We start from the raw sequence: 12,328 nt of genomic DNA, 5'->3' as shown, positions 1-12,328 counted from the left end.
CATGAGCACGCACGCCCGTCCGCTGGCTGACCAGCTCGCCTCAGCGAGCGACGCGCAGCTGGAGCGGGTGCTGCGTGAGCGGGCGGTGCGGCCCGACGTCGGCTGGACCGATTTCTTCGACGCCGCGGAGGCGCTTCTCGAGCCGGCATCGATCGAGCGCGCGCTCGCGCGACTGACGAGGGCCGAGGCGCGCGCGCTGCGTGCGGCAGCGTCCGGCGACCGCGTTGCGCTCGACGACACCGCGCTCGGGCTGCTGGACGGGGAAGGCCGGCTGCTGCCGCCGGTGCGTGCGGTCGTCGAGAGCCAGCCCGAGATCCCGGATGCTGCGGATGCCGTCCCCTCGCCGGCATCCGATGCCGACTCCGCGCAAGCGGCCGAGCGGGCCTTCGCGACGATCGGCAGCCTGGCCGAGCTGCTGCTCGCCGCCCGCACCGCGCCGCTGGCGCTGTTGGCGACCGGGGCGCTGAGCGCGACCGAGAAGCGCCGGCTGCTCGATGACGGCGACCTCGACGAGCTGCGCGATCTCGCCGAGCTCGCGGGCCTCGTGCGACGCGTCGATCGCGAGCTGCGGCTCACCGCGGACGCCGAGCGATGGCTGGATGCCTCCTTCCCCGAGCGGTGGGCGCACGTGGCCTCGCGCTTCGCCGAGTCGCTGCCCTCTGGCATCCGGAGCTCCGCGGCGGCCGACTGGCCCCGACTGCACCCCTGGGATCCGCACTGGCCCGCGCGAGCAGCGCACCTGCGCTCTCTGGCGTGGCGGATCGGCCTGCTAACGGGCGGATCCGACGGCACGTGGACGGTTCCGGCGTGGGGGGCGGCCCTGCGCGCCGACTCGCCCTTCGACAGCTCTGCGCTGCAGGCGCTGCTGCCCACCGAGGTGGACCGCATCTTCCTGCAGAACGACCTCAGCGCCATCGCGCCCGGTCCCCTGCAGCCCTCGCTCGACAATCGGCTGCGCGCGATGACCGACCACGATCCCGCCCAGGCCTCGTCGTATCGCTTCACCGCCGAATCCGTGTCGCGGGCGCTGGTCGAGGGAGACACCGGCGAGGGCATCCTGACCTTCCTGCGGCAGATCTCGCTCACCGGCGTTCCGCAGCCCCTCGAGTACCTCGTCCGGCAGACCGCGACCAGACACGGTCTCGTGCGAGTGCGTCCGGATGCCGAGGGCGGCACCGTCGTCACGAGCGCCGACCCGCACCTGCTCGAGGCGATGGAGATCGACCGCAACCTGCGTCCGCTCGGGCTCATCCGCGAGGACGACGGACTGGTCTCGCGAGTCGGCGCCGAGGCCGTCGCCTGGGCGCTGACGGATGCCCGATACCCGGCGACCCTCGTCGACCGCGACGGTCGCAGTGTCGCCGCTGGGCGTGCCCGGATCGCCGGTGCGGACGCTCAGAACGACCCCGGCTACACCGCCCTGATCGCTCGGCTCCGCTCGCACCAGGGCGCGGATGCCGATGCCGCGTGGCTCGACCGCGAGCTGGAGGCCGCCGTGCGGGCGAGGTCCGTCGTGATCGTCGAGGTCGCGATGCCGGACGGCTCGCGGCGCGAGCTCACTCTCGAGGCGTCGGGCCTGGGCGGCGGGCGGCTGCGCGGGCGCGACCGAGCGGCGGATGTCGAGCGCACGCTGCCTGTTCGGAGCATCGTCTCGGTGCGGGCGCCGTCGAGCTGACCTCGGGCGGACCACCCGCGCTGACGCCCGGTAGACTGGTCTGCTATGTCTGATGGCCCCCTGATCGTCCAGAGCGACCGCACCGTGCTGCTCGAGGTCGCGCATGCCGATGCCGAATCGGCACGGCACGAGCTGGCGATCTTCGCCGAGCTGGAGCGCGCTCCCGAGCACATCCACACGTACCGCATCACGCGGCTGGGGCTGTGGAACGCCCGCGCTGCCGGACACACCGCGGAGGACATGCTGGAGACGCTCGATCGCTGGTCGCGCTTCCCGGTGCCGCCCTCGGTGGCTGTCGACCTGCGCGAGACCGTCAACCGCTACGGCAGGCTCGTGATCGAGCGCGACGACGAGGGCCTGCTGGTGCTGCGCTCCACGGATCCCGCCGTGCTCGCGCAGGTGGCGAACAACAAGCGCATCCAGCCGCTGCTGATCGGGCATCCCTCCCCCGACAGCTACGTCATCGATGCCTGGGCGCGTGGCCAGATCAAGCAGGAGCTGCTCAAGATCGGCTGGCCCGCGGAGGACCTCGCCGGGTACACACCGGGCACCCCTCACGAGATCGACCTCGACGAGGACGGCTGGACCATGCGGCCGTACCAGCGTCAGGCGGTCGACGCCTTCGCGAAGGACGGCTCCGGTGTCGTCGTGCTGCCGTGCGGCGCGGGCAAGACGATCGTCGGCGCCGCGGCCATGGCCGCGACCGGAACGACGACCCTGATCCTGGTCACGAACACGGTCTCGGCGCGGCAGTGGCGCGACGAGCTGCTCAAGCGCACCTCGCTCACCCCTGAGGAGATCGGCGAGTACTCCGGGCAGGCCAAGGAGGTCAGGCCGGTCACGATCGCGACCTACCAGATCCTCACGGCGAAGCGGAAAGGCCAGTACGCGCACCTCTCGCTGCTCGACGAGATGGACTGGGGCCTGATCGTCTACGACGAGGTGCACCTGCTTCCCGCACCCGTGTTCAAGCTGACCGCCGACCTGCAGGCGCGCCGGCGCATCGGCCTCACCGCGACCCTCGTGCGCGAGGACGGCCGCGAGGGCGACGTCTTCAGCCTGATCGGGCCCAAGCGCTTCGACGCCCCGTGGAAGCAGATCGAGGCGCAGGGCTTCATCTCCCCCGCCGCCTGCTACGAGGTGCGGGTCGACCTGCCGCCGAGCGACCGGCTCGAGTACGCCGCGGCGACCGACGACGAACGCTATCGCCTGGCCGCATCGGCTCCGGCGAAGATCACCGCCGTGCGGGAGCTCATCGCCAAGCACCCCGGCGAGCGCATCCTCGTCATCGGGCAGTACCTCGACCAGCTGGAGAGCCTCTCCCAGGCGCTGAACGCGCCGCAGATCACCGGCGCCACGCCGATCGATGAACGCGAAGAGCTCTATCGCCAGTTCCGCGAGGGTGAGATCTCGCTGCTGGTGGTGTCGAAGGTCGCGAACTTCTCGATCGACCTGCCCGAGGCATCCGTAGCGATCCAGGTGTCGGGCTCGTTCGGCTCGCGTCAGGAGGAGGCGCAGCGCCTGGGCCGGCTGCTGCGACCCAAGCAGTCGAACCACACCGCGAGCTTCTACACGCTCATCGCCCGCGACACGGTCGATCAGGACTACGCGCAGAACCGGCAGCGGTTCCTGGCCGAGCAGGGGTACAGCTACACGATCATGGACGCCGTGGACCTGGCGGCCTGAGCCGCCGGATCGAGATCAGCCGGTCTCCTCGCCCGGCTTCACGCCGCAGCGCCAGCAGGGTGCAGCGAGGTCGTCGAGAAGGGCGCCGCACTCCGGGCACACCTGAGACAGCCAGCAGGCGCTGTCGCCGCCGTGGTCGTCCTCGTCCATGGCGTCGACGCTACTCCTCGAGGGGCGCCCAGTCGCGACATCGTCGCGGTCGCGGTGGATGCGGCGTTGGCATCCTGACCCCCGCGCCGAACGCAATCAGCGCGCACAGGGCCGAAGTCACCATAATGGGGGCATGACTGATGCGCGAATCCTGGTCGTCGATGACGAGCCGAACATCCGCGACCTGCTCTCCCGAGGTCTCAGCTTCGCCGGATTCACGGTGCGGACCGTGGCGAACGGAGCGGCCACCATCTCAGCCGTCCTCGAGGAGGAGCCCGACCTCATCATCCTCGACGTCATGCTCCCGGACATGAACGGGTTCAGCGTCACCAAGCGTCTGCGCGGCGCCGGGTTCACCGCCCCCATCCTCTTCCTCACCGCCAAGGACGACACCCAGGACAAGATCGAGGGTCTGAACTCCGGCGGCGACGACTACGTCACCAAGCCGTTCGCGCTCGACGAGATCGTCGCCCGCGCCCAGGCCATCCTGCGTCGCACGATGCACACCGACGAGGAGTCGCTGATCCGCGCGGGCGAGCTGTCGATGGACCAGGACACCCATGATGTCTTCGTCGGCAAGGTGCCGATCGAGCTCAGCCCCACCGAGTTCAAGCTGCTCAAGTACCTCATGCTCAACCCGAACCGGGTGCTGTCGAAGGCGCAGATCCTCGATCACGTCTGGGAGTACGACTTCAACGGCGACGCAGGCATCGTCGAGAGCTACATCTCGTACCTGCGTCGCAAGATCGACCCGCACACCGAGGAATCGGTGATCCAGACCAAGCGCGGCTTCGGCTACATGCTGAAGGTCGGCAAGTCCGCGTAGCGGAGCAGGGTTCGAGACGGTCATGGCAGGCGAGCCCGACTCCGTCACCCGGTGGTGGCGGCGGATCAGCCTGCGCGCGAAGGTCACCGGCGTCACCGTCGCGGTGCTCGCCCTCGGGCTGATGATCGCGGGCATCGGGACGGTGCCCATCCTGCGCGGGGCGATGATCAACAACATCGACGCGCAGCTGCCGGCCCTGGCGACCACCGGCCAGGCCGAGCGCTTCTTCGACGTCTCGGCCGAAGGCGGCGGGCTCGTGTTCGAGCCGGCCGAGATCGCCCCGCGTCCCACCGACTTCATGGTCGCGTTCTACACCGCGAACGGTGACTTCATCGCCGAGGCGGGCGGCCAGGCATCCGCCCCTCGCCCCCAGTTCCCGAAGGTCTTCACCCTGCAGGACACTGTCAGCCAGGGCGATCAGGTGATCACGCTGAACGGCGACGACGGCGAGACGTACAGCGCCGTCGCCTCCGCGCAGTCAGCACAGGATCCCCAGGGCCTCACCTACGTGCAGATCGTCGCCCTGCCGCTCGACGAGGCCGACCGCATCGTGGCCACCTATGTCGCCGTGTACACCACCGTCGCGCTGGTCACGATCCTGCTCGCCGCGCTGCTCACCCGGGGCCTCGTGACCCTGACCTTCCGTCGACTCGGGCACGTCGAGTCGACCGCCATGGCGATCGCGGCCGGCGACTTCAGCCAGCGCCTCACCGACCTCGAGCCGACCACCGAGGTGGGCCGCCTGAACTCAGCCATCAACACGATGCTGGACCGCGTCGACCGCTCTCTCGCGCAGCGCGACCGCACCGTGCAGAACATGCGACGATTCATCGGCGACGCGAGTCATGAGCTGCGCACGCCGCTGGTGAGCGTGCGCGGCTACGCCGAGCTGTACCGGATGGGCGCGATCACCGGAGAGGAGGACACCGCGCGGGCGATGGAGCGCATCGAGAAGGAGGCGATCCGCATGGGCGTGCTCGTCGAGGACCTGCTCGCGCTGGCCCGCCTCGACGAGGAGCGATCCCGCGAGCTGCAGATCGAGCCGCTCGACCTGCGTCCGATCGCACGGGATGCGGCTCTGGATCTGCGGGTGGCAGCTCCCGGACGCACCATCACCGTCATTGACACCACCGCCGACGAGCACGATGCACCTCGACTGCATGGGAAGTCGCCGAGCAGCGCACCGACGCCCGTGCCGCCGCCGTCCACGACGAGCCGCCCGGCGAATCCGCTGGCCCGCCTGCGACGCCGCCCGAGGCCGTCGACACCGGTGCCCGCCATCGACTTCACCGAGGCGACGGATGCTCCCGTGCGCACACCCCCGATCGTTCTCGGGGAGGACAACAAGGTGCGTCAGGTGATCACGAACCTGCTCGGCAACGCGCGCCGGTTCTCGCCGGGCGACAGCCCGATCGAGCTGGTGGTCGGAGCGGATCGCCGACGAGGCGTGGGCACCATCTCGATCGTCGATCACGGTGAGGGCATCCCGCCGCAGATCCGCGAGCAGATCTTCGAACGCTTCTGGCGAGCCGACACTTCGCGGGCGAGGGAGACGGGCGGATCCGGCCTGGGGCTCGCGATCGTCACGTCGATCGTCGAGTCGCTGCACGGCTCGGTCTCGGTCGACGAGACGCCAGGAGGAGGTGCGACGTTCATCGTCGCGCTGCCGCTGGCGCCGGCCCAGTCCACTCCCGCGCATCTGCTCGAGCAGACGCAGCCGATCGAGCGCCTGGATCGCTGAGCACACGACTGCCGCTGCACATCGCCGGTATCCGGCGACTTGTGCACGGATGCCGGATACGCGCGTCCTCACGGGTCGTGGCACCTCCTAGCCTCGAAAGCCCATCGAGAGGAGACCCCATGTCCGTCTTCACCGTCGACACCGACGCTGTCCAGGCCGCGAACGGCGCCGCGTACGCCACCATGGAACGACTGCAGAGCGAGTCAGCCGCGCTCATGGCGCAGCTGACCCAGCTGCAGTCGTCATGGACCGGTACAGCCGCCGTCGCGTTCCAGCAGTGCAGCGAGCAGTGGCGCGGAGCGCAGATGCACCTCGAGCAGGTGCTCGGCTCGATCAGCGGCGCCCTCGGCTCGGCTGCGGCGCAGTACGCCGACGCGGACCAGTTCTCGGCGAGCCTGTTCCGCTGATGCCCTCCAGCGCAGAATGCCCCCTGCCGTGAGGCAGGGGGCATTCGAAGCGGTGCTTCAGATCCCTGGGATCAGAAGTCCATGCCACCCGACGGGTCGGCCGGCATGGCCGGAGCCTTCTCGGGCTTGTCGGCGACGACGGCCTCGGTGGTCAGGAACAGAGCAGCGATCGATGCCGCGTTCTGCAGCGCCGAACGGGTGACCTTCGCCGGGTCGATGATGCCCTGTGCGAACATGTCGCCGTACTCGCCCGTAGCGGCATTCAGGCCGTGACCGACCGGCAGTTCGGCGACCTTGTGCGCCACGACACCGGGCTCGAGCCCTGCGTTCAGGGCGATCTGCTTCAGCGGCGCCTCGAGTGCAACGCGCACGATGTTCGCACCGGTCGCCTCGTCGCCCTCGAGCGACAGCCCGTCGAGAGCCTTCGCCGACTGGATCAGCGCGACGCCACCACCGGGGACGATGCCCTCTTCGACGGCAGCCTTCGCGTTGCGGACGGCGTCCTCGATGCGGTGCTTGCGCTCCTTGAGCTCGACCTCGGTCGCGGCGCCGGCCTTGATGACGGCCACGCCGCCGGCCAGCTTCGCGAGGCGCTCCTGCAGCTTCTCACGGTCGTAGTCGCTGTCGGTGTTCTCGATCTCGCGACGAATCTGGGTCACGCGACCCTCGATGGCGGACTGCTCGCCCGCGCCCTCGACGATCGTGGTCTCGTCCTTGGTGACGATGACCTTGCGTGCACGGCCGAGCAGGTCGAGGGTGGTGTTCTCGAGCTTGAGGCCGACCTCTTCGGTGATGACCTGGCCGCCGGTCAGGATCGCGATGTCCTGCAGCTGAGCCTTGCGACGGTCGCCGAAGCCGGGAGCCTTGACGGCGACCGACTTGAAGATGCCGCGGATCTTGTTGAGCACGAGCGTCGCGAGAGCCTCGCCCTCGACGTCCTCGGCGATGATGACGAGCTCCTTGCCGTCCTGGATCACCTTGTCGACGACCGGCAGCAGGTCCTTGATGTTGCCGATCTTCTGGTTGGCGATGAGGATGTACGGGTCCTCGAAGACAGCTTCCTGGCGCTCCGGATCCGTCACGAAGTAGGGGTTCAGGTAGCCCTTGTCGAAGCGCATGCCCTCGGTGAGCTCGAGCTCGGTGCCGAAGGTCTGCGACTCCTCGACGGTGACGACGCCCTCCTTGCCGACCTTGTCGATGGCCTCGGCGATGAGCTCGCCGATGGCCGGGTCAGCGGCCGAGATCGACGCGGTGGCGGCGATCTGCTCCTTGGACTCGATCTCCTTGGCGCTGTTCAGCAGGTCCTCGGTGATGGCCGCGACGGCCTTCTCAATGCCGCGCTTGAGCGAGATGGGGTCGGCGCCGGCTGCGACGTTGCGCAGACCTTCGCGGACCAGTGCCTGAGCGAGGACGGTCGCGGTGGTGGTTCCGTCACCGGCGACGTCATCAGTCTTCTTGGCGACCTCCTTGACGAGCTCCGCACCGATCTTCTCGTACGGGTCGTCGAGCTCGATCTCCTTGGCGATCGACACACCGTCGTTCGTGATCGTGGGGGCGCCCCACTTCTTCTCGAGCACGACGTTGCGACCGCGCGGGCCGAGGGTCACCTTGACGGCGTCGGCCAGGATGTTCAGGCCGCGCTCGAGGCCACGACGGGCCTCCTCATCGAAAGCGATGATCTTTGCCATGAGTCTTTCGTCCCTCCCGGACGTAGGCGATGGGGTATTAGCACTCCTGGTGTTCGAGTGCTAACACCAGTCTGGCACTCGACCCATGGGAGTGCAAGCCGCGGGAGGAAAGCGAGAGCGGGGCGTCAGGGAGCCGGAGCCTCGGTGGCCGGCGCGGACGAGCCCGCCTCGTCCATACCGATCACGACCGTCAGCTGCGGTCTCTCGGAGTCGTTCATCCCGGCGTAGAAATCGCTCTGCTGCACGTCGACTCCGCCGAGCACCTCTGCGACTCCCAGCGCCGCACCCTCGTCGGCGTCCGCGACGTAGAAGACAGTGGTCTTCGAGAACTCCTGCGATGCCCCGTCGCTGCCAAACACGTCGTCGGTCGCCCAGCCCTCGGCGAGCAGCTTCTCGCGCACCTCGGCCACGCGCCCCTTCTCGGGCGTCGCGTTGAGGACCAGCACGCGATACGAGGTGTCGACCTGAGCGACGACACCCGGCTGGGTATGCACGGGGGCCGGCTCCGAGCCGCCGAACAGCGAGATGCGATCCATCATCACCAGCGACACGAAGATCCCGCAGACGATGAGCACGAGGGCGACCGCGGCCGACCACAGCAGCACGACGAGGCCGTTCATACCCGGCTGCTCGGCACGGTGAGCGCCGACGCGTCCGGTGGCGCGCGGAACGTCGTCGAATCGATCACGGGAGAGCTTCTGCACCCCTCGATGCTAGCGGGCGGCTGCCGTGAGTCCGCACGGAGCCGGATGCGGAACGGAAGCCCGCGAGAGGCGTCGCGTCAGCCCACGAATCCGCGCATGCGCGCGGTGCGCTGCCCCGCCCTCACGTCGCGGAGGCGGCGCAGGCGGCGAACGAGGAGCGGGTCGAAGTCCAGCGCCGCTTCGGTCTCGATCAGCCGCCCCAGCAGCTGGTAGTAGCGTGCCGGGCTCATGCCCAGCTGGGCGCGGATGGTCTCCTCCTTCATGCCGCCATGACGCGGCCAGGCCGCCTCCAGCGTCAGGATCGCGCGATCGCGATCGGAGAGTTCACCGAGCATGTGCTCAGGCTATGCGGCATCCGGTCCGATCCCCGCGCGCCACTCCCACCAGCGGCCGAGCGGATCGGCATCCGCCACCACCCGACCGTCGAGCGCGACCGCGAAGCCGCGGAAGGCGGCCGGATCGATCGCCGGTCGCCAGGCGTCATGCAGCGCAGGCGGGTCGATCGTGATCCAGCGCGCATCGAGCGCGCGGATGCGGTCGATGAGCTGGGCACATCGCGGTCGGGGCAGGTAGACCAGCATCCCCGGGGTGGTGACGACCAGTGTCGCCTCGGCCGGGGCTGCGTCGGCCATCGTCTCGAGCTGCTCGATTGCGTCGCCCGCGCGCAGCAGCGGCGGGTCGGCTGCGACGACGCCCATCGCGTGGGCGATACGCTCGCTTCGCTCGTGCTCGCCCGGCCAGATGAGCGACTCGAGCCACGCGCGATCGGCGGGCGCACGCACGTCGATCGGGTCGAGGTCGATCCCCGCCCGCCAGCTCACCTCGGGCAGGCGCAGCTCGGGCAGCTCGCCCGAGACGGTGCTGGTCAGCAGCACCGGCGACGGGCCCTCCGGCGGGTCGAGTCGGCGCCGCAGGATGCCATCCGGGCCGTCGACGCGGAACGAGAACCGGTCGGGATACAGGCACAGACCCGCGGCGGCACCCAGCTCGAGCAGCGCTATCGGACCCTCGATGAGGCTGAGCGCGGGCAGCAGGGCCGCCAGCCGAAGCGGTTCATTGATCTGCACACCGCGGCGAGTGCATTCCGCAACCAGCTCGTCGGCGTGCGCGAGCACGAACTCGCGCCACCGCCGATATCCGCCCACCGGGGCGCCGAGAAGCCGGGACACGGCGAACACGAGCGGCGGCTGCCGCTGCTGCGGGGTCAGCCGCTCGAGCACGGCCTGCACAAGGTCATCCGTCGCGACGCCCGCCGCCCACTCGGCGTACACCTCGCTGCGTCCGCGCGCTTCTTCCCGGGCGAAGCGGTCGTAGCGCTCGGCGACAGCATCCGTCATGCTCCCATTGTTCCAGCGGCCGGCCGATGCCCGCCTCGCTTCCGCGGCCCGCACCAGCCGCGGAAGCGAGAGAATGGACGCATGGGTTACAGCGTGAACAAGACGGATGCAGAGTGGCGCGCCGAGCTCGGCGACGACCAGTACGCGGTGCTGCGCACGGCGGCGACGGAGCGCCCCTGGACGGGAGAGCTGCTCGATGAGGAGCGCGCGGGGCTCTACACCTGCGGCGCGTGCGGCGCGGAGCTGTTCCGCAGCGGCACGAAGTTCGATTCGGGATGCGGCTGGCCGAGCTTCTACGAGTCGGTGCGCCCGGAGGCGGTGCAGCTCATCGAGGACACCTCGCTCGGCATGGTGCGCACCGAGGTGCGCTGCGCCGCATGCGGATCGCACCTCGGACACGTCTTCCCCGACGGCTTCGGCACTCCCACCGGCGACCGCTACTGCATGAACTCCGTGGCGCTGTCGTTCACACCCGACCAGTCGTGAGCGCGCTCGACGCCGTTCGGCGCCGTGCATCGTGGTCACGTGTGACCGAGGACGCTCCCACCCGCGAGCAGCTGCTGCCCCTGGTCGAAGCGGCCGGGCGCGTGGCCGACCACTCCTCCCTTCGCCCGTGGCGGCTGATCGAGCTGCGCGGCGATGATCGCCTCGCGCTGGGAGCGGCGCTGGCGAGAGCGGACGGAGACGACAAGCCGTCCACCAAGCCGCTGCGCGCCTCGCTGCTGATCGCGATCGTCGCCTCGTACCGCAAGAGCGACAAGGTCCCGCGGTGGGAACAGGAGGCGGTGGCCTCCGGCGTCGCCCACGTCCTCAGCCTTCTGCTGGATGAGGCGGGCTGGGGCGTCATCTGGCGCACCGGCGGTCTCACCCGCTCGAAGGCCGTCGCGAAGGCGCACGGCCTGAAGAAGAACGAGGAGCTGCTCGGCTGGCTCTATGTCGGCGGCAAGCCGGAGGGCAAGGACGCCGGTCGACGCAGGCCGGTGGATGCCGACTCGCTGCTCACCGCGATGCCCGCGGCGCCGGCGCCGGGCGAGGAGCAGCTTCAGTACGACGAGAAGCCGAAGAAGCACAAAAAGTCGAAGAAGAAGAAGGACGGGAAGAAGCGCTGAGTCAGCGCCGCCGCGGCAGCGCGACGACGACGGACGCCCCGGCGACGACGAGCATCGCGGCGAGCTGCCACAGCGCGGGACCGCGGTCGACCGGCCAGACGACATCGATCACCACCGACGCCACCAGCTGCCCGAGCACGCTGCCGAGCCCGAGCAGCAGCACGCCGGTGTAGGGCACCAGCCAGGCGCCGAGCAGGATGTAGGCGAACCCGAGCAGGCCGCCCAGGTACAGCCAGGGCTCGGCCGGGAGCGCATCGGGCATCCCTCTGATCGAGACGCTGACAGCAGCACCGGCCAGCAGCACCACGGTGCCGGCGATGAAGCTCATCAGCGTCGCCGTCAGCGGCGACGCGACCCGCCGCGCGAGGCGGCCGTTCGCCGCAGCCTGCCAGGCGATGCCCGCACCCGCAGCGAACGGAAGCAGCAGCAGCCACAGTGGTGCGGTCCCGAGCACATCGCCGCCCAGCGAGATGCCGACGGCGCCCAGGGCGAGCCCACCGCCGATCACCCGCCCAGGGGTGACGGCGACGATCCCCGACGGCCCGACGCCGATGCGGTCCAGCAGCAGGCCGTGCAGCGTCTGGCCCGCCACCACGCCCACGGTGAACAGCGAGACTCCCAGCACGCCCGCGACGAGACCCTGCGTGGTGACCGTGAGAGCGCCGCAGGTGCCGCCGAGAAGCATCCAGAAGGGGATGGAGCGGGAGCGGATGCCGGTGAGCAGACGTCCGAGGCCGGCGCGGCCGGACGGCAGCGCGAGGATCACCACGATGAGGAAGACGAGCCCGACCGAGAACGAGACCAGACCGGCGACGATGCCGTCGTCGATGCGGACACCGAGGACGCCGTTGATCCGGGCCTGGATGGCCGTCATGGCCCCGATCGCGACAGCGCCGCCGAGGGCGATCCAGGCGGGCAGCGGTCGGGTGGGCGTCACTCGCTCCAGGCTACCCGGCCCGGGGCATCGCTCGGCGCTCTCGCCAGCCCTTCATCATGTCGGTGCCC

General features: G+C 69.9%; 13 protein-coding genes. 7 read left to right on the top strand and 6 right to left on the bottom strand.

All coding sequences use genetic code 11. The annotated features are described in order from the left end of the window. Position 1 precedes the first annotated feature (1 nt). Together ACIPV2_RS12725 and ACIPV2_RS12720 are read left to right on the top strand one after the other, a co-directional pair. The gene (locus tag ACIPV2_RS12725; protein ID WP_400841747.1) at positions 2–1,675 is read left to right on the top strand and encodes a helicase-associated domain-containing protein; all 1,674 of its coding nucleotides are present in this window, start codon (positions 2–4) and stop codon (positions 1,673–1,675) included. Positions 1,676–1,720: 45 nt separating this feature from the next. After that, a complete protein-coding gene (locus ACIPV2_RS12720; protein WP_101188629.1) occupies positions 1,721–3,361 on the top strand; it encodes a DNA repair helicase XPB in 1,641 nt (546 codons plus the stop codon). A gap of 15 nt (positions 3,362–3,376) precedes the next feature. Here the strand turns inward: ACIPV2_RS12720 and ACIPV2_RS12715 are convergent, their stop codons facing one another. Further along, positions 3,377–3,511 (bottom strand): hypothetical protein, encoded by a 135-nt coding sequence (locus tag ACIPV2_RS12715; protein ID WP_400841745.1) that lies wholly within the window; start codon positions 3,509–3,511, stop codon positions 3,377–3,379. A 133-nt stretch (positions 3,512–3,644) separates the two neighbouring features. Here ACIPV2_RS12715 and ACIPV2_RS12710 point away from each other — a divergent pair, with 133 nt between their 5' ends. From ACIPV2_RS12710 to ACIPV2_RS12700, 3 genes are all read left to right on the top strand, one after another. After that, positions 3,645–4,337, top strand: coding sequence for a response regulator transcription factor (locus tag ACIPV2_RS12710; RefSeq protein WP_101188628.1), 693 nt, complete (start codon positions 3,645–3,647; stop codon positions 4,335–4,337). Positions 4,338–4,359: 22 nt separating this feature from the next. After that, positions 4,360–6,078: a sensor histidine kinase gene (locus ACIPV2_RS12705; protein ID WP_400841742.1), complete on the top strand. Its 1,719-nt coding sequence runs from the start codon at positions 4,360–4,362 to the stop codon at positions 6,076–6,078. A 119-nt stretch (positions 6,079–6,197) separates the two neighbouring features. Continuing rightward, positions 6,198–6,485: a WXG100 family type VII secretion target gene (locus ACIPV2_RS12700; protein ID WP_101188626.1), complete on the top strand. Its 288-nt coding sequence runs from the start codon at positions 6,198–6,200 to the stop codon at positions 6,483–6,485. 71 nt (positions 6,486–6,556) lie between these two features. On the opposite strand, the gene groL is transcribed toward ACIPV2_RS12700, so the two are convergent. The 4 genes from groL to ACIPV2_RS12680 form a co-directional block, all read right to left on the bottom strand. Beyond that, positions 6,557–8,173 carry a chaperonin GroEL gene (gene groL / locus ACIPV2_RS12695; RefSeq protein WP_400841740.1) on the bottom strand — a complete coding sequence of 539 codons (1,617 nt, stop codon included), beginning with the start codon at positions 8,171–8,173 and terminating at the stop codon, positions 6,557–6,559. 125 nt (positions 8,174–8,298) lie between these two features. After that, positions 8,299–8,877: a LytR C-terminal domain-containing protein gene (locus tag ACIPV2_RS12690; RefSeq protein WP_400841738.1), complete on the bottom strand. Its 579-nt coding sequence runs from the start codon at positions 8,875–8,877 to the stop codon at positions 8,299–8,301. Between the two features lie 77 nt (positions 8,878–8,954). Further along, a complete protein-coding gene (locus tag ACIPV2_RS12685; RefSeq protein ID WP_400841736.1) occupies positions 8,955–9,212 on the bottom strand; it encodes a DUF3263 domain-containing protein in 258 nt (85 codons plus the stop codon). Positions 9,213–9,221: 9 nt separating this feature from the next. Continuing rightward, positions 9,222–10,214, bottom strand: coding sequence for a DUF2332 family protein (locus ACIPV2_RS12680; RefSeq protein WP_400841734.1), 993 nt, complete (start codon positions 10,212–10,214; stop codon positions 9,222–9,224). Between the two features lie 81 nt (positions 10,215–10,295). Here ACIPV2_RS12680 and msrB point away from each other — a divergent pair, with 81 nt between their 5' ends. Continuing rightward, the gene (gene msrB, locus ACIPV2_RS12675; RefSeq protein WP_400841732.1) at positions 10,296–10,700 is read left to right on the top strand and encodes a peptide-methionine (R)-S-oxide reductase MsrB; all 405 of its coding nucleotides are present in this window, start codon (positions 10,296–10,298) and stop codon (positions 10,698–10,700) included. Then, positions 10,697–11,323, top strand: a complete 627-nt coding sequence (locus ACIPV2_RS12670) for a nitroreductase family protein (protein ID WP_400841730.1) — start codon at positions 10,697–10,699, stop codon at positions 11,321–11,323. The genes msrB and ACIPV2_RS12670 overlap by 4 nt, the downstream gene beginning before the upstream one ends. A gap of 1 nt (position 11,324) precedes the next feature. Here ACIPV2_RS12670 and ACIPV2_RS12665 read toward each other — a convergent pair whose 3' ends face one another. Beyond that, positions 11,325–12,230, bottom strand: a complete 906-nt coding sequence (locus tag ACIPV2_RS12665) for a DMT family transporter (protein WP_400841828.1) — start codon at positions 12,228–12,230, stop codon at positions 11,325–11,327. Positions 12,231–12,328 lie beyond the last annotated feature (98 nt).

It is taken from the genome of Microbacterium sp. NPDC089987, from assembly GCF_044748505.1.
GTDB lineage: Bacteria > Actinomycetota > Actinomycetes > Actinomycetales > Microbacteriaceae > Microbacterium.
The sequence above is the reverse complement of the archived record's forward strand: the minus strand, read 5'-3'. Positions and strand labels throughout refer to the sequence as shown.